This is a genomic window from Pseudomonas auratipiscis (assembly GCF_036324085.1).
GTDB classification, from domain to species: Bacteria; Pseudomonadota; Gammaproteobacteria; order Pseudomonadales; family Pseudomonadaceae; genus Aquipseudomonas; species Aquipseudomonas auratipiscis.
The window spans coordinates 83749-99249 of sequence record NZ_JAZDCU010000007.1; the positions used below are offsets into that span (position 1 = coordinate 83749).

Sequence of the window (15501 nt, forward strand, 5' to 3'; positions counted from 1 at the left end):
CATCAACTTCCAAATTTCTCGATAAACGTGCGCTGTTCCTGCCAAGCCGTCTCCTGCACCACTGGCCGGAATCTCACTACGTTCCCCGGCAGCATCTGCGCCAGACGTGCCAGTGCCAACGGCGTCAACGCGCCCAAGCGCGGATAGCCACCAATGGTCTGGCGATCATTGAGCAACACAATCGGCTGGCCATCCGGCGGTACTTGAACGGCGCCCAGCGCAATACCTTCGGAAATCATCGGCGCCCCTTGATACTGCAAGGCAGGGCCAAGCAAGCGCATGCCCATGCGGTCGGCGCGGTTGTCCAGGGTCCAGTCACGGTTGAAGACGTCGAACAGACTCATGCCGCTGAAGTCGCCAATCTGGGCGCCCAGCAGCAAGTCCAGGCTGTTGTTGCTGAACTGCGGGCGCAATGCCAGCGGCACCTCTCGCCCGCCACAGGGCTGGCTGCTGTAACTCAATTGCTGCCCCTTGGCCAACGGTGAGCCCAGACCATCAAGACCGCCCAGCGCCTCACGCACCACGCTGGCAGAACTGCCCAGGACCTGTACAGCGTCGAACCCACCCGGTGCGGCGAGGTAGGCGCGCGCGCCCTGCAAGGGCTGGTTCAGGCGCAGACGCTGACCTCGCGCCAAGGTGAAGCTGGACCAGGGCTTGAGCGGCTGGCCATCAATGCGCGCATCCAGATCTGCCCCTGCAAGTGCCAGGTGGCAATCCTGCTCAGCCACCAGGCTGAAACCACCCAAGGTAACTTCCACTACCGCAGCATCGGCAGCATTGCCCAACAGCCAGTTGGCCCAACGCATCGACACCCAATCCAGCGCCCCGCCTTGGGTCACGCCCAGATGACGCACACCAAAGCGTCCGGCGTCCTGCAACAGGCACAGCGCGGTACTGGCTTCGATCGACAAGCGGCTCATGCCGACATCTCCTGCGGGGTATCGTCGCCGCCCAGGTTGATAAAGGTGCCGCGATCCACCGCCACGAATCGCACCCGATCGCCCGGCTGCAGCAGGCTGTAGCCTTGCCGCTGACGGTCAAAGAGTGTGCTCGGGGTGCGGCCGATCAGGTTCCAGCCTCCAGGCGACACCGCAGGGTAAGCAGCGGTCTGGCGCTCGGCGATCCCCACGCTGCCTGCCGCCACGCGCTTGCGTGGGGTGGACAAGCGCGGCGCCGCCAGCGCCTCTTCAACCAGGCCCATGAACGCAAACCCCGGGGCGAAGCCCAAGGCGAACACCTGATACTCGCGCTCACTGTGACGACGCACGATGTCGGCCACCGAGGTATTGCAGCGCGCCGCCAACAAGCTCAACTCCGGCCCGACACTGAGGTCGTACCACACTGGAATTTCGTGCAGGCTGCCACCGCTGCCATTGTCGGGTTGCAGGTTTTCCAGCGCTTCGCGAATCAGGATTCGGGCCTGCTGCGGCGACAGTTGCATGAGGTCGAAATGCACCATCACGGTTGTATAGGACGGCACCAGATCGATCAGCTGTGCGCCGAATACAGCCCGCAAGCGCTGACTCGCTGCCAGCATCCAGGGCATGTTGGTCTCATCGATAGCTTCGAACAATCGCACCATCAGGCAGTCAATGGCCGCCGTTTCAATGCGCTGCTTCATGAGTTCACCAGGCTATCGAGCGCTTCACGAATCTGCTGCACCGCCGCCACCGAACTTTCGTTGTCGCCATGCACGCACAGCGTATGCGCGTGCAGGCGCAGTTCGCTGCCGTCCACGGCGATCAGCGGCTCGCCTCGAGCCAGGCGCAAGGCCTGATCGACAATCAGCGCCGGGTCATGATGCACAGCGCCCGGCAAGCGCCGCGACAGCAAGTGCCCGGCGGCATCGTAGCCACGGTCGGCAAAGGCCTCGAACCACAACGTGACGCCATACTCATCGCCCAAGGCCTGGGCAGCACTGTTGTCAGCCGTGGCCATGAGCATCAACGGTAAATCCCGACCGTAGCTGCTCACCGCCTCCAGCACGGCGCGCAGCTTGAGCGGGTCGGCCATCATGTCGTTATACAGCGCACCGTGGGGCTTCACATAAGCAACGCGCGTGCCCTGGGTGCGACAGATGCCATCGAGCGCACCGATCTGGTAATGCAGCAGGTCACGGATTTCTTCAGCACTGCAGGCCATGGAACGACGACCGAAGCCTGCAAGGTCCTGATAGGCCGGATGGGCACCAATGCCTACGTTGCTGGCAACAGCCAAGGCCACCGTTTTGCGCATGATGCCCGGATCACCGGCATGGAAACCGCAGGCGATATTGGCACAGTCGACAAAGGGCATGACCTGGGCATCCAGGCCCATGGTCCAACTGCCGAAACTTTCACCCATATCGCAATTCAGTAGTAGGCGGCTCACGTCTGTAACTCCTTCAGGCTTGGCCTTAATGGGCTTCAAGTTCTTTGCCGCGCGTTTCCGGCAGGCTCAACGCTGCCAGAATTACCACTCCGTAGGACACCGCGGCAAATGCGCCGATACCCAGGCCCAGCGGCACCTTCTGGCTGAGCATACCGATCAGCAGCGGGAAGAACGCTGCCAGGGCGCGTCCAATGTTGTAGCAAAAGCCCTGGCCCGAGCCACGGATACGCGTGGGGAAGAGTTCAGTGAGAAACGCCCCCATGCCACTGAAAATACCCGAGGCAAAGAAGCCCAGAGGAAAGCCAAGCCAAAGCATGACGCCATCGCTGACCTGCATCTGGGTGTAGAGCAGCACGATAACGAATGAGCCCACGGCGAACAGAATGAAGTTCTTTTTACGCCCCAGGAGGTCTGTCAGGTAGGCGCTGATCACATAGCCTACGTACGAACCGAAGATCACCATGGCCAGGTAGCCGCCCGTGCCGAGTACGCTCAGGCCGCGTTCGTTCTTGAGGAAGGTCGGCAGCCATGAGGTGATGGCGTAGTACCCACCCAAGGCACCCGTGGTCAGCAGCGAAGCGCGAAGGGTGGTGAAAAGCATGCCGGGAGCGAAAATCTCATAGAAATGCGACGGTGCCTCGGTTTTTTCCGCCGCCTTGGCCTGGCGGTAGACTTCCGGGTCCTTGACCAGGCGTCGTACGAAAATCACGAACACCGCAGGCACGATCCCCAACAGGAACAGGGCCCGCCAGGCATCTTCCGGTGGCAGCAGGGTGAACAGAACCGCGTAGAGAATCGCGGTCAGGCCCCAGCCAATAGCCCAGCCCGACTGCACCATGCCCACCGCTTTACCGCGGTCCTTGGCGCGAATGACTTCACCGATCAACACGGCGCCGGCGGTCCACTCACCACCAAAACCGAAGCCCATCAGGGTGCGAGCGATCAACAGCTGTTCGTAGTTCTGGGCGAAACCACAGAGGAAAGTGAAGAAGGCGAACCACAGCACGGTCAGTTGCAGGGTGCGCACCCGGCCGATACGGTCGGACAGAATACCGGCGATCCAACCACCGAGGGCCGAAGCGATCAGGGTGCTGGTGTGAATCAAACCGGCTTCGGCCGTGGTGATCCCCCACAGTGCAATCAGGGTAGGAACGACAAAGCTGAGCATCTGCGTGTCCATGCCATCCAGGCCGTAACCGATCTTGCAGCTCCAGAAGGTGCGGCGTTCCTGCTTGTTGATGTTGCGGTACCAGTCGAAAGGTCCCGCCACGGATCTGGATTTGGTCTGTTGCTGCACGCCCGATGGGTTCATGGTTGCCTCAGCTTGTTGGTATTGTTTTAAAGGCGGCGATCTACGTCGCAACCATGCCGATATTTTTTGACCCTGGCGCCGTTACGTCCAATGAGAAAAACCAGCGGTCTGGCATAAGAAAAAATTGATCAGTGAGCACACATGAACCTCAAGTTCCTCGAAACCTTTGTCTGGGTGGCCCGGCTCAAGAGCTTTCGCCTGACCGCCGAGAAGCTCTTCACCACCCAGGCCTCGATCTCCAGCCGTATTGCCGCGCTGGAGGCGGACCTTGGGGTCAAGTTGCTGCTGCGCGATTCGCGTGGGGTCAGCCTTACGCCTGAAGGCAGCAAGGTGCTTGAATACGCCGAACAGATGCTCGACACCGCCAAGGCGCTCAAGCAATCGCTGGACAGCGATCGGGCGAAGGTCGGCCGTGTGCGCCTGGGCGTCATGGATACGGTGATCCATACCTGGATGAGCCCGCTGGTGTCGGAACTGATGGAGCGCTACCCACAGGTCGAAATCGAGCTGGTCGCCGATACCGCACTCAACTTGCGCGAACAACTGCAAAAAGGCTTCCTCGATGTCATTCTGCAAACCGACCTGCTGCGTCAGGAATCGATCCGTAGCCTGGACCTGGCGCGCTATCCCATGGGCTGGATCGTTGCCACCCAGTCCATCTACAACCGCGATTTTTCTTCGCTGGCCGAGCTTGCTCGCGAGCGTATCGTGACCTTCTCGAAAAACTCCCGACCGCATCAAGAAGTGCTTAGCCTGCTTCAGGCCGAAGGTGTCAGTGCACCGCGCTTGAACTGCGTGAATTCGGTGGCAGCCATTACCCGCTTGCTACGTGACGGCTTCGGTATCGGCGCCCTCCCCCCGGCGCTGGTCAGCGAGGAATTGGCGCGTGGTGAACTGACCCAACTGGCGCTGGTGCAACAACCGCCAAGCCTGGAGCTGGTGGTGGCCTGGCAAACCGGGGTCGAGCTGGTAGATGAAGTGGTAGCGCTGTGTCGCAATGTGCTTGAACGTTACGCCGCCAATGCCGGCCCCGAGCGTATCAAACTGGTTTAGCGCCAGCTCTCGGCAACCGGCTTGCGCCGCCCGCCAAGTGCTACCCAGCCGACCAGCAACAACAGACTCTCCACCAACAGCGCCAGCACCAAGGCGCAGCTCAGCCCCCAGGCCAGCGCTTCGGGTGCGAGGAGAATCTGGTAGCTGTAGCCTTTGAGGGTTTCTTCACGCAACTGGCTATCGGCGTTGACCAGCACGTGCCAGGTTCGCTCCAGCCAGCCGCTCTGCAGCATCTGCCATTCGTGCTCGAACACGCGATTGCGGATCAACAGGCTTTCGATGCTGTTGGCATCGCTGTTGAACACCGGATCGTCACTGCTGCGGTAGTGGCGAACCAACGCCTGCAAATCGCCATTGAAGAAACGCTGCGCCGTTGCCTGGAAGCCCTTGAGGCCTTCGCGAGACTCAAGCAGGTGCGCGTCAACTCGCTGGCTATAGTCGTTGATCAAACCAGGAACCTGCACACCCACCAGCAAACCGAAGGTGAACAGTATCAACCGCAGGTAACTTCTGAACATGGACTATCCCTTAGCGTTGTCCCTGGGCCAGGCACTCGCCTTGGCGCCACAATGCCCATTGACCGGGTTCATAGCGCTGCCAGGTCTCGTTCTCGGTCAACGCCTCGGTAGCAATCACCGTCACCACGTCATTGGGGGTGGTTTCGGCCTGAAAGTCGACAATCATGTCGACGTCCTTGAGCCGCGCCGGCCCGAACGGGGCGCGACGGGTGATATGCACAAGCTTGGTCGAGCAGAAGCAAAACAGCCAGTCGCCATCACTGAGCAGGCAATTGAACACCCCCTTGCCACGGTACTCGGCGCAGGCTTCGACCAGCACCGGCAGAAGCATTTCGACCTCGACCGGTTCCGGGAAGGCTTCGCGTATGCGGTTGAGCAAGTCGCAGAACGCTGCTTCGCTGTCGGTATCGCCAATCGGTCGGTAGAAACTGGTCGAGCCCTGAAACTGACCCAACTGGCCGTTATGGGCAAAGCACCAATTGCGACCCCATAGCTCTCGCACAAAGGGGTGGGTATTGGACAGGCACACCTTGCCGACATTGGCCTGGCGAATGTGGCCAATCACCACCTCGCTCTTGATCGGATAACGCTGGACCAGATTGGCCACTTCCGATTCGCAACTTGCCGCCGGGTCCTGGAACAGGCGCAGGCCACGGCCTTCGTAGAAACCGATACCCCAGCCGTCGCGATGTGGACCGGTGCGGCCACCGCGCTGCATCAGCCCGGTAAAGCTGAAAACGATATCGGTCGGCACGTTGGCGCTCATGCCCAATAGTTCACACATGCTTGGCTGCTCCGGGGCAAATCCTACAAGCGCGGCTCAACCCGCGAACGGTTGCCGCCCAGTGGTGCTTCAGGCGGATTGCGATAACGGTCGCGATTGTCGGCGGCGAATGCCTCACTGGGTGTAGCTTCCTCGGCATCGCGCTTGGCGGCTGCCTCAGCTTGCTCACGTCGGGCTCTGGCGCGCTTTTCCAGCGGCCAACGCACCACCACGAATACCCCGTACAGCGCGAAAGCGATCATGCCGTACATCGCCAGGTCAGCCGCGGCACGCAAGACGTTGTTGCCAACCTTGAACAGCAGGTCGAGGGCAGTAATGGCAATGGCCGGGGCAAATTTTTCCTTGACCGGGTCAATGATGGTCGGGGTCAGCAGCAGCACTGCCATCAATACCCGCAGGGGTTCGCGCAGCCAACGCCACATCCAGCGGGTAAGGCGAAAGCCCACCGCCAGGCAACCCAGGGCGGCCAGGGCGTAAAGGCCCCAGGCGAGCAGATAGTCGTTCTCGGTCATGGTGTCCGTGGCAAGCTAGGCAAATAGACGCTTATGATAAACACATTTCAGCGCGCAGGCGCCCCCCAGCCAAGAGATCCCCGCATGTCCGCAGACGCCACAGCCTCCCACGCCCCGATTGCCCGCAAGGCCGAAGGCGCTGATCCGTACGCCTGGCTTCAGGAACGCGACAGCACAGAAGTCATCGATTACCTGAACGCCGAGAACGCCTACCAGCAAGCTCAACTGGCCGACCAGGCGATCCTGCGCGAACAATTGTTCGAAGAAATCAAAGGCCGGATCCTGGAAACCGACTTGTCGCTGCCTTCCCCCTGGGGCCCCTGGCTTTATTACAGCCGCACCACTGCTGGCGAAGAGTACCCACGTCATTACCGTTGCCCGCGTCCGGCCGATGACTCCAACACAGTCGATGAAAACCACGAAGAACTGCTACTGGACCCCAACCAACTGGCCAACGGCGGGTTTCTGTCCCTTGGCGCCTTCAACGTCAGCCCCGATCATCAGCGCCTGGCCTACAGTCTCGATACCACGGGCGATGAGATCTACACCCTGTATGTCAAGGACCTGATCAGCGGCGCTATCGAGCAACTGCCGTTCGAGGACTGCGACGGCAGCATGACCTGGGCCAACGACAGCCAGACGCTGTTCTTTGCCGAACTGGACGACACCCACCGCCCGCATAAACTGCTGCGGCATCGTCTTGGGCGCGAAGGCTGCCAGGTGGTGTACGAAGAAGATGACGGACGCTTCTTCCTGCACTGCTACCGGGCCAGCTCCGAACGCCAATTGATCCTGCTGCTCAACAGCAAGACCACCAGTGAAGCCTGGGTACTGGACGCCGAACGGCCGGAGGATGCCTTTACCTGCCTGGCACCACGGGTCGAAGGTCACGAGTACTTTCCCGACCACGGTCAACTCGAGGGCCAGTGGCGCTGGTTTATCCGCACCAACCAGGACGGCATCAACTTCGCCCTATACCAGGCTGCGAGCGATCAAGTGCCTGTCCGCGATCAGTGGCAACTGTTGGTAGCGCACCGCGACACGGGGATGCTCGAAGGCCTGAGCCTGAACGCCAGCGCCCTGACCCTGAGCTTGCGCGAAGGCGGCTTGCCGATTATCGAGGTGCACCCGCAAGGCCTGGCGCCTTACCGGGTCGAGTTGCCCGATGCCGCCTATAGCCTGTACGTGCAGGACACCCTGGAGTTTGCCAGCTCGCGCATCCGCCTGCGCTATCAGGCCCTGAACCGCCCGGCCCAGGTACGTCAACTGGAGCTGGCCACGGGTGCTCAGGTGGTACTCAAGGAAACCCCGGTACTGGGCCCCTTCGACGCCGATGCCTACGTTAGCCAACGCCTCTGGGCGACCGCCGCTGACGGCACCCAAGTGCCGATCAGCCTGGTGCAACGCCGTAGTGACGTGGGCAAGCCCGTGCCCCTGTACCTGTATGGCTATGGCGCCTACGGCGAAAGCCTTGACCCGTGGTTTTCCCACGCCCGCCTGAGCCTGCTCGACCGCGGCGTGGCCTTTGCCATTGCCCATGTGCGCGGCGGCGGTGAGCTGGGTGAAGCCTGGTATCGGGCAGGTAAGCAGGAACACAAGCACAATACCTTCAGCGATTTCATCGCCTGTGCTGAACACCTGATTAGCCAAGGCGTTACCCGCGCGGACCAACTCGCCATCAGTGGCGGCAGCGCTGGCGGCCTGCTGATTGGCGCGGTGCTCAATCAACGCCCGGCGCTCTTCAAGGCGGCAATCGCCGAAGTACCGTTTGTCGACGTGCTCAACACCATGCTCGACCCCGAGCTGCCGCTGACCATCACCGAGTACGACGAATGGGGCAATCCTGAAGAGCCCGACGTGTACGAACGCATCAAGGCTTACGCGCCGTACGAGAACGTCAAGGCCCAGGCCTACCCTGCCCTGCTGGTGGTGGCGGGCTACAACGACAGCCGCGTGCAGTATTGGGAAGCGGCCAAGTGGGTAGCCAAGTTGCGCGTCACCAAGACAGACAACAACCTGTTGCTGCTCAAGACTGAAATGGACGCCGGTCACGGCGGCATGAGCGGGCGTTATCAGGGGCTGCGCGATGTGGCGCTGGAATACGCTTTTGTCTTCAAGGTCCTGGGCCTGGTGTGACCCCAGGGGCTGGCGCAGCCTTGCCGGGCTGTGCTAGTCCGACTTCCCCTTGGCCTTGCTGTCTTGGGGCGTCAGGCCTGGCAACGGCTGGTCCCTGGGCGGGACAGGCACTTTGATAGCCGGTAGCAGCGGCGCGCCCGGCCGTGCATCTCCTGCCCTGGGTACCGCGCTTGGGGTGATCTGCGGGTAGGGTGTTGGCGTCGGCGTTCCCGGCGCGCCAGGTACCGGTGCTATCGGTCGCGGTTGCAACTCGGCCGCCGTTGCGAGTTGCAGGCTGGCAAAGAACAGGACAGCGATGGTCAAAAAGCGCATGCGCAGACTCCTCGTAGCAACTTCTTACAGGCTACTCCCAAGCGAAGCGGTTTGCCTGTCCGAATCCCCCGTGCACACGCTAAACTTCAAGGCATAACCGTAACAAGCCCGAGAAAAGGTAATCCCATGAGTTCGCCATCCTCCGCCGCTGCAACCGCACGGCTCGACCGCATCCTTGCCGACGCCAAGCGCGACAAGGAAATGGGCTATCGCGACAAAGCCCTGAGAATGTACCCGCACGTCTGCGGCCGTTGCGCCCGCGAGTTCGCCGGCAAGCGCCTGAGCGAACTGACCGTGCACCATCGTGACCACAACCACGATAACAACCCACAGGACGGCTCCAACTGGGAACTGCTGTGCCTGTACTGCCACGACAACGAGCACTCGCGCTACACCGACCAGCAGTACTTCAGCGAAGGCTCTACCAGCAGCCCAAGCATCGCCAAAGCCACTCATAACCCGTTCGCGGGACTGGCCGGCCTGCTGAAAAAAGACTGAACCGCCCCCCTACATTGCCGGCAAGCCCGTATAATCGCGTTCTTTTTTGCGAAGGGCCCCGGCACGTGGCGAACAAACGGTACAGCTGCATTGGTCTGTTCAACCCCAAGTCAGCAGAGAACGTCGGTTCGGTGATGCGCGCAGCGGGTTGCTACGGCGTCAACTCGGTGTTCTACACCGGTAAACGCTACGAGCGTGCCCGAGATTTCGTCACCGACACCAAGCGTGTGCACTACGACATCCCGTTGATCGGCATCGACGATTTGCAAAAAATCATTCCCCTGGGCTGTACACCCGTGGCGGTCGAGCTGATCGAAGGGGCTCGCCCACTACCCGAATACACCCACCCGGACCGGGCGATCTATATTTTCGGCCCGGAGGACGGCTCGCTCGATCCGAGTGTTCGTGCCTGGTGCGAAGAAACCATCTACATCCCGACCAATGGCTGCATGAACCTCGCCGCCACGGTCAATGTGGTGTTGTACGACCGGCTCGCCAAGGGCCTGAACACCCGTTCCGGACCAAAATTCAAGTAATTCGAATGAACAGCCCGGCGCCTGCGATGGTCATTTGATTATCATCGCCCCCACTGGAGAATGACCATGTCCGATAACAAGACGCCGATCCGTGTCCTGCAAGACAAACCCGCATCCAACGTGACTGGCTGGGAGCGCGCAGGCTCCGTGGCCGGCGGTGTCGTGATGGTTGGCAAGGGGTTGCGCCGCGGCGGGTTGTTCGGCTTGATTCAAATGGCGATCGGCGGCGTGGCCTTGGCGCGTGGCATTACCGGCCACAGTTCGGTCAAGAGCCTGCTGGAGCGCGGCCGCAATGACCTCGACAACATCCGCGCAAAGATCGAACGCAGCGGCGCCGAGCTTGAAGCCCTAAAAGCCAGTGCCGAAGCGGCGACCCACAGCGCCACGGTCACCGGCAACGATTCATTGAAAAACCCGAAAAGCTAACGCAACAGCTTGCTCGACAGCACCTCGGATTCACGCCCCAGCACGCTTTCGCTAAGGTGAATGAACTCTTGGGTGCTGACACTGTTTAAACGCATCAGCGCCCGCGCGACGTCATCCAGCGAGCGCTGATTGTGGGTGTGTACGCGGATTTCCCGGTCCAGTGCCTGCAACAGCAGCACCCCGCGCGCAGTCACTGCACCGTCCACCTGATCGCCTTTGAGGCTGGTGACCTTGGCGCTGCGCCGCTCCAGGCCACCTTGCAGGGCCTGGTAACGATCGTCGGCGATACCGCCCGCCCGACGCAGCAACTCAATGGCGTAATACTCATTGATACTTTCACCAATCCAGTCACTGCCCTGGCGGTCGTTGATCTGCGCGAACACATGCACCACTTCGCGCAACAATGGGCTTGAGCCGTTTTCGTTGACCAGTGGCCGACTGCTGTGCAGGTAGATCGAGTTGTGCCCGGCACGTGTACCGCGCCAAAGCTGATCGCGTGCACCGACCAGCAACAATTTTGGCGGGTTGCGCGGGAACACTGCCGTTAGTTGTGGCCACACAAACGTCAGCAGGGTGAGGTTATCCAGGCGTCGCATGCCCTGGCCCTGGGGAGCGGCCACACTGACTTCGGTTTCGCCAAGACGCGCACGCCGCGTGCCGACCTTGCCGGCGATCATCCAGCCGGTGGGGCGATCAAACAGACGTGAAACATTGTCGATGCGAAAACGCTGCTTGCCGATGCGTGGCCATGGCGTCTCGACACTTCTCCAGCCAGTAGGCAAGTCAAAGCTCAGACGCGACACCAGTTCGGTGCCGTCCTGCTGGTCGAGCCGTGCCGGCGGGACCAGATCGTCGCCACGAAACAGCGCCCAGTCGGCCGTCATGCGTGATTCGTAGTTGCCATTACCGAGGTGATGCGCCAGACGCACGCGGTAGGTCAGCTCGCTCTTGCCGGCTGACGGCTGCCATTTCCCGCGCAAGCCATCACCTTGCATCAACCACTGGCCGTCGGCCTTGAAGTCGCTGTAGGCGCCCTCCTTGCCCAAATCGAAATCCAGGCTGCGCACTGCCTCACCGTCCCCCAGGGTCAGGCGCACTTCGGCCTGCTCGCTTTGAGGGAGCAATCGAACGTGATAATCGAGATTGACCTTCTTCGCCCAGGCTGGCGAACTGGCAAGTACCGTCAGTACCAACAGCCAATGGCAACGCACCCGCATACCGAAACTCCTTGTTCCACTGACGCGATACCCGCTAAGCCTGGGCGGCTCAGCCGGCGCGGAAAATCAGATAATCTTCCCAGTCGTCCTCGTCCACGCTGTTTTCGCTCAGCATGCGTCCGGACTGGGAAATACGTTGTTTATGCACCTGGTCACGATCACCACAAACCAGGTGATGCCAGCTTGGCAGGTCCTTGCCTTCGCTGATCAGCCGATAACCACAGGTGGTCGGCAACCATTTGAACTGGTCGGCCTTGCCCGGCGTCAGTTGAATGCAATCGGGCACCAGCTTGAGCCGGTTCGGATAATCGCTGCACTGACAGGATTGCAGATCCAGCAGTTTGCAGGCGATACGCGTGTAATAGACGCTACTGTCGTCCTCATCTTCAAGCTTTTGCAAACAGCACAGGCCACAGCCATCACACAGCGACTCCCATTCCTGGCGGTCGAGCTGTTCAAGGGTTTTACGCTTCCAGAAGGATTCGGCGCTGGCATTCATGTAACGGGGGTCCTGTTTCAATAGAGGCGTCGCAGTACGGCGGCGCCAGTCTAGGGCGTGTCTTGCGTCAACACCAGACCGCTTGTCAGGGTTGGTTCGACACAGTAGTTTGGCCGGCAGTTGCTCCCCACCTTTTCCTCACTTTCAGGAACTTGCAATGAGTGCCAACCCTCGTGTTGCCGAACATGCCATCGACGATCAGTTCATCAAGCGCTGGTCGCCACGCGCCTTCACGGGCGAACCGATCAGCGAAACCACCCTACTGAGCTTCCTTGAGGCTGCACGCTGGGCGCCTTCGGCCTATAACTCGCAGCCCTGGCGCTTTCTCTATGCCCGTCGCGACACGCCAAACTGGGAGCGCTACCTGAGCCTGCTCAACCCGTTCAATCGCAGTTGGGCACAACATGCCTCGGCCTTGGTGATCGTGATGTCCAAGACCACCTTCACGGCTCCCGGCGCCAGCGAAGAAACTCCAGCGCTGTGGCACACCTTCGATACCGGCTCCGCCTGGGGGCATCTGGCACTCCAGGCCAGCATCAGTGGTTGGCACACCCACGGCATGGCCGGTTTTGACCAGGAGCTGACCCGCAAGGAACTGAAAATCCCCGAAGGCTATGCCCTGCACGCTGCCGTGGCGATCGGCAAGCTGGGCGACAAGGCCAGCCTGGCTGAAGCCCTGCAAGCCCGTGAAGTGCCAAGCCCGCGCCGTCCGCTGAGCGAACTGGCGGCCGAGGGTGATTTCAGCCTGTAAGCTTAGCGCGGGGCAAGCCCGCTCCCACAGGTTTTAGCAACACGGCTGTGGGAGCGGACTTGCTCGCCGATGCGGTCAATAGCCGCGCACGAAATCCACTTCCCCGCGCAACCCCTCACCCGCCTGATACGCCCGAAGGTTCTCGACAAACAAACGCACCATCGCCGTTGGCGAAGTCGGTGCCGAGCTGTGGCCGGTCAACAGCAGCCCCCAGGCAGTCCAGAACGGATGACGTGCCGGCAGCGGCTCCTGGCGGCAAACATCAATCACTGCACCGGCCAGATGGCCGAGCTTCAAGGCATCGACAAGGTCGCCATCGACCACCGCCACGCCACGTCCAGCATTGATGAACAACGCCTCGGGGTTGAAGCGCGCAAATAGCGCGGCATCGTACAGGTCATGGGTAGCCGGGGTGTCGGGCAACAGGTTGACGACATAATCGACCTCGCCGACCAGACGCCCCAGCTCGCTCATGGCTGCCACTTCAATGAACGGTGCCTGCTCTCTAGCCTGGCTGGCGATACCATAAAGTTTGACGCCAAACGGCAGGAGGAACTCGGCCACCCGCTGCCCGATGTCGCCCGTGCCAACGATCAGCACCCGCCGCCCTTCCAGGCTGCGCCCAGGCCGATCATCCCATTTACGCTCGACCTGACTGACCAGCCGCGCCAAGACTTCCCGCTCATGGCCGAGCATGTAGGTCAGGACATACTCGGCCATCACCTGGCCAAAGATGCCGACTGCACGGGTCAGGCGGTACTCACGTTGCAGGCCGTCAGCCAGCAGCGGCGTGATCCCGGCCCAGGTCGATTGCAGCCATTGCGGCTGATGGCCCTGGCGCAACAGAGTAGCCAGTAGATCCGGCTGCCCCAGCCACACGGGGCATTGAGCGGCATAATCGGCCAGTTCGGCCGAGTTGCCACTGGTCAAGACCTCAAGCGCCGGTGCCGCTTCGCGCAGCAAGCGAGCGTAAAGGGCATGATCCTGTTCAGCGATCAAAACACGCATGGTTTACAACCTTGGCAGAAACAACGAAGGCCGCCAGGCCCGGTGGCTTGGCGGCATTACAGCGGCTGGACTCAAATCGGGTCGTTGCGACGCAACAACTCTTCGGGCAGGTGTTCGATGTACTCATCTTCGACGGGTGGCATCTGCAGGTGATACCCCTGCTGCTCCAGGTTTTCCAGGACCTTGGTGATGTCTTCACGGGCCAATTGGCGCTCTGGGGTGAGTACCAGGTCGAAGGCATGCACCGGCTTGCCAAAGAACGGCAACAAAGCTTCTGGAACGCGCTCCAGGCCGTCGGCCTTGAGCAAATAGAGGTACATTTCGTTCTTGCGTGGGCTCTTGTAGATCGAGCAGATACGTTTCATTGCGGATCTCCAGCGCTGGCCAGACAGTCGAGCAGCGCTTGCCCCATCCGCTCACGGCGCCAGCCGCGCAACGAATCGGGAAGTTGATAAGGACCTGAGGGGTAGCCGCTCTTGAGCAGCAACTCGAGGACTTTCTTGCGCAGCATCAGTTCCGGCGCAATGTTCAGGCGTTCACCCTCGGCCTGGCCAATGGCACGCAGCTTCTTGAGTAATGCCGAAGCCTCGATTGGCAGTGGCTCGGGTACCGCCGGGGGCCATTGCTCGGGGGGCAGGCTTGCAGCCTTCTTGATCAGATCGAGCAAAAACTCGCCATCCTGACGAATGGTACGCGGGTGCATGTCCTCGATCTTCGCCAGTGCCGACAATGAGTCGGGCTGGGTCTTGGCCATCGGCCACAGAGCGTTTTCACGCAGGATGCGATTACGCGGCAGATCGCGGGCCCGTGCTTCACGCTCGCGCCAGGCGCACAGATCGCGTAACACGGCCAACTGAGCACGAGAGAGTTTCCAGGCAAGCTTGGCGTCGCGGTACAGCTCGTTGGGGTCGATTTCCCGACGCAACTGCGCTACCAGCTCGGCACCGTCTTCGAGTACCCAGGCGTTTTTCTCGTCCGACAACTGCGGACGCAGACGTTCGTACAGCTCGGCCAGGTGCACCGCATCTTCAGCGGCGTAGCTGACCTGGGTTTCCGACAGCGGACGCTGCAACCAGTCAGAACGGGTTTCGCCCTTGGGCAGCTCTATGCCAAGGACTTCCTGGACCAGACGCGAGTAGCCCATGGAAAAGCCCAGGTTCAGGTAACCCGCAGCCAATTGGGTATCAAACAGCGGTGCCGGCAGGCTGCCGGTCAGGCGCGAAAGCACTTCAAGATCTTCACTGCAGGCATGCAGAACCTTGATGACTTGAGTGTCTTCAAGCAATTGGGCCAGCGGCTGCCAGTTGTTGACCCGCAACGGATCAATCAGAAAGGCACGCGCCCCGTCGCCGACCTGGATCAACCCGGCAATCGGATAAAAGGTGTCGACCCGCATGAACTCGGTGTCGACTGCCACGAAGGGTAGCTTGCGCCACTGCTGGCAATGTTCGGCCAGGCTGGCGTCGTCGCAAATCCAGTGTATTTCGATGGCCACAAGGCTCTCCCACAAACAATGGCGCGCAGTATATACGGCGCAGGCCATTGCCGGGAGACCGCTCGACCGCTATC

19 protein-coding genes are annotated in these 15501 nt (G+C 61.0%); 6 read left to right on the forward strand and 13 right to left on the reverse strand.

Going from position 1 to position 15501, the window contains the following annotated elements; all coding sequences use genetic code 11:
* Positions 1-2: 2 nt before the first annotated feature.
* Genes V0R60_RS11875 through V0R60_RS11890 form a run of 4 tightly spaced genes read right to left on the reverse strand, consistent with a single transcriptional unit; the run spans position 3 to position 3682 of the window.
* Entirely contained in the window at positions 3-920 is a 918-nt protein-coding gene (locus V0R60_RS11875; RefSeq protein ID WP_330079771.1) for a 5-oxoprolinase subunit C family protein, read from the reverse strand.
* Positions 917-1621, reverse strand: a complete 705-nt coding sequence (gene pxpB / locus V0R60_RS11880; RefSeq protein ID WP_330079772.1) for a 5-oxoprolinase subunit PxpB — start codon at positions 1619-1621, stop codon at positions 917-919. Before pxpB ends, V0R60_RS11875 begins: the two co-directional genes overlap by 4 nt.
* Positions 1618-2370 carry a 5-oxoprolinase subunit PxpA gene (locus V0R60_RS11885; RefSeq protein WP_330079773.1) on the reverse strand — a complete coding sequence of 251 codons (753 nt, stop codon included), beginning with the start codon at positions 2368-2370 and terminating at the stop codon, positions 1618-1620. Before V0R60_RS11885 ends, pxpB begins: the two co-directional genes overlap by 4 nt.
* A gap of 25 nt (positions 2371-2395) precedes the next feature.
* The gene (locus V0R60_RS11890; protein ID WP_330079774.1) at positions 2396-3682 is read right to left on the reverse strand and encodes an MFS transporter; all 1287 of its coding nucleotides are present in this window, start codon (positions 3680-3682) and stop codon (positions 2396-2398) included.
* Positions 3683-3823: 141 nt separating this feature from the next.
* On the opposite strand from V0R60_RS11890, the gene V0R60_RS11895 reads away from it, so the two are divergent.
* Entirely contained in the window at positions 3824-4735 is a 912-nt protein-coding gene (locus tag V0R60_RS11895; protein ID WP_136477694.1) for a LysR family transcriptional regulator, read from the forward strand.
* On the opposite strand, the gene V0R60_RS11900 is transcribed toward V0R60_RS11895, so the two are convergent.
* From V0R60_RS11900 to V0R60_RS11910, 3 genes are read right to left on the reverse strand one after another with little or no spacing between them, the layout of a single operon-like run.
* On the reverse strand, positions 4732-5253 hold the full coding sequence (locus V0R60_RS11900; RefSeq protein WP_136477695.1) for a DUF2937 family protein: 522 nt from the start codon (positions 5251-5253) through the stop codon (positions 4732-4734). The two genes, V0R60_RS11895 and V0R60_RS11900, sit on opposite strands and share 4 nt — an antisense overlap.
* Before the next feature lie 10 nt (positions 5254-5263).
* Positions 5264-6037 (reverse strand): class II glutamine amidotransferase, encoded by a 774-nt coding sequence (locus V0R60_RS11905; protein ID WP_136477696.1) that lies wholly within the window; start codon positions 6035-6037, stop codon positions 5264-5266.
* A 23-nt stretch (positions 6038-6060) separates the two neighbouring features.
* A complete protein-coding gene (locus V0R60_RS11910) occupies positions 6061-6549 on the reverse strand; it encodes an MFS transporter (protein WP_330079775.1) in 489 nt (162 codons plus the stop codon).
* Positions 6550-6633: 84 nt separating this feature from the next.
* Here V0R60_RS11910 and V0R60_RS11915 point away from each other — a divergent pair, with 84 nt between their 5' ends.
* Positions 6634-8685 (forward strand): S9 family peptidase, encoded by a 2052-nt coding sequence (locus tag V0R60_RS11915; RefSeq protein ID WP_330079776.1) that lies wholly within the window; start codon positions 6634-6636, stop codon positions 8683-8685.
* Between the two features lie 33 nt (positions 8686-8718).
* On the opposite strand, the gene V0R60_RS11920 is transcribed toward V0R60_RS11915, so the two are convergent.
* A complete protein-coding gene (locus tag V0R60_RS11920) occupies positions 8719-8997 on the reverse strand; it encodes a hypothetical protein (protein WP_136477699.1) in 279 nt (92 codons plus the stop codon).
* Positions 8998-9123: 126 nt separating this feature from the next.
* On the opposite strand from V0R60_RS11920, the gene V0R60_RS11925 reads away from it, so the two are divergent.
* From V0R60_RS11925 to V0R60_RS11935, 3 genes are all read left to right on the forward strand, one after another.
* Complete coding sequence (locus tag V0R60_RS11925) at positions 9124-9495, forward strand: YajD family HNH nuclease (protein ID WP_136477700.1); 372 nt, start codon at positions 9124-9126, stop codon at positions 9493-9495.
* Between the two features lie 65 nt (positions 9496-9560).
* Entirely contained in the window at positions 9561-10031 is a 471-nt protein-coding gene (locus tag V0R60_RS11930; RefSeq protein ID WP_136477701.1) for an RNA methyltransferase, read from the forward strand.
* 66 nt (positions 10032-10097) lie between these two features.
* Positions 10098-10457, forward strand: coding sequence for a YgaP family membrane protein (locus V0R60_RS11935; RefSeq protein WP_203475882.1), 360 nt, complete (start codon positions 10098-10100; stop codon positions 10455-10457).
* Here V0R60_RS11935 and V0R60_RS11940 read toward each other — a convergent pair.
* Both V0R60_RS11940 and V0R60_RS11945 read right to left on the reverse strand, forming a co-directional pair.
* Entirely contained in the window at positions 10454-11668 is a 1215-nt protein-coding gene (locus tag V0R60_RS11940) for a hypothetical protein (RefSeq protein WP_203476429.1), read from the reverse strand. The genes V0R60_RS11935 and V0R60_RS11940 overlap by 4 nt on opposite strands.
* A gap of 55 nt (positions 11669-11723) precedes the next feature.
* Positions 11724-12173 (reverse strand): YcgN family cysteine cluster protein, encoded by a 450-nt coding sequence (locus tag V0R60_RS11945; protein WP_136477703.1) that lies wholly within the window; start codon positions 12171-12173, stop codon positions 11724-11726.
* A gap of 157 nt (positions 12174-12330) precedes the next feature.
* On the opposite strand from V0R60_RS11945, the gene V0R60_RS11950 reads away from it, so the two are divergent.
* On the forward strand, positions 12331-12924 hold the full coding sequence (locus V0R60_RS11950) for a nitroreductase family protein (RefSeq protein ID WP_330079777.1): 594 nt from the start codon (positions 12331-12333) through the stop codon (positions 12922-12924).
* 75 nt (positions 12925-12999) lie between these two features.
* Here V0R60_RS11950 and V0R60_RS11955 read toward each other — a convergent pair whose 3' ends face one another.
* The 3 genes from V0R60_RS11955 to rnd all read right to left on the reverse strand — a co-directional run bounded on the left by V0R60_RS11955 (position 13000) and on the right by rnd (position 15427).
* The gene (locus V0R60_RS11955) at positions 13000-13932 is read right to left on the reverse strand and encodes a D-2-hydroxyacid dehydrogenase (RefSeq protein ID WP_136477705.1); all 933 of its coding nucleotides are present in this window, start codon (positions 13930-13932) and stop codon (positions 13000-13002) included.
* 71 nt (positions 13933-14003) lie between these two features.
* Positions 14004-14297, reverse strand: a complete 294-nt coding sequence (locus V0R60_RS11960; protein ID WP_136477706.1) for a YcgL domain-containing protein — start codon at positions 14295-14297, stop codon at positions 14004-14006.
* The gene (rnd, locus tag V0R60_RS11965) at positions 14294-15427 is read right to left on the reverse strand and encodes a ribonuclease D (RefSeq protein WP_330079778.1); all 1134 of its coding nucleotides are present in this window, start codon (positions 15425-15427) and stop codon (positions 14294-14296) included. Before rnd ends, V0R60_RS11960 begins: the two co-directional genes overlap by 4 nt.
* Between the last annotated feature and the right edge of the window lie 74 nt (positions 15428-15501).

Bases quoted from the DNA above. Each gene is read 5' to 3' on its own strand.
- V0R60_RS11875 (WP_330079771.1), bottom strand. From the start codon at position 920: ATGAGCCGCTTGTCGATCGAAGCCAGTACCGCGCTGTGCCTGTTGCAG.
- pxpB (WP_330079772.1), bottom strand. From the start codon at position 1,621: ATGAAGCAGCGCATTGAAACGGCGGCCATTGACTGCCTGATGGTGCGA.
- V0R60_RS11890 (WP_330079774.1), bottom strand. From the start codon at position 3,682: ATGAACCCATCGGGCGTGCAGCAACAGACCAAATCCAGATCCGTGGCG.
- V0R60_RS11895 (WP_136477694.1), top strand. From the start codon at position 3,824: ATGAACCTCAAGTTCCTCGAAACCTTTGTCTGGGTGGCCCGGCTCAAG.
- V0R60_RS11900 (WP_136477695.1), bottom strand. From the start codon at position 5,253: ATGTTCAGAAGTTACCTGCGGTTGATACTGTTCACCTTCGGTTTGCTG.
- V0R60_RS11905 (WP_136477696.1), bottom strand. From the start codon at position 6,037: ATGTGTGAACTATTGGGCATGAGCGCCAACGTGCCGACCGATATCGTT.
- V0R60_RS11910 (WP_330079775.1), bottom strand. From the start codon at position 6,549: ATGACCGAGAACGACTATCTGCTCGCCTGGGGCCTTTACGCCCTGGCC.
- V0R60_RS11915 (WP_330079776.1), top strand. From the start codon at position 6,634: ATGTCCGCAGACGCCACAGCCTCCCACGCCCCGATTGCCCGCAAGGCC.
- V0R60_RS11920 (WP_136477699.1), bottom strand. From the start codon at position 8,997: ATGCGCTTTTTGACCATCGCTGTCCTGTTCTTTGCCAGCCTGCAACTC.
- V0R60_RS11925 (WP_136477700.1), top strand. From the start codon at position 9,124: ATGAGTTCGCCATCCTCCGCCGCTGCAACCGCACGGCTCGACCGCATC.
- V0R60_RS11935 (WP_203475882.1), top strand. From the start codon at position 10,098: ATGTCCGATAACAAGACGCCGATCCGTGTCCTGCAAGACAAACCCGCA.
- V0R60_RS11945 (WP_136477703.1), bottom strand. From the start codon at position 12,173: ATGAATGCCAGCGCCGAATCCTTCTGGAAGCGTAAAACCCTTGAACAG.
- V0R60_RS11950 (WP_330079777.1), top strand. From the start codon at position 12,331: ATGAGTGCCAACCCTCGTGTTGCCGAACATGCCATCGACGATCAGTTC.
- V0R60_RS11955 (WP_136477705.1), bottom strand. From the start codon at position 13,932: ATGCGTGTTTTGATCGCTGAACAGGATCATGCCCTTTACGCTCGCTTG.
- V0R60_RS11960 (WP_136477706.1), bottom strand. From the start codon at position 14,297: ATGAAACGTATCTGCTCGATCTACAAGAGCCCACGCAAGAACGAAATG.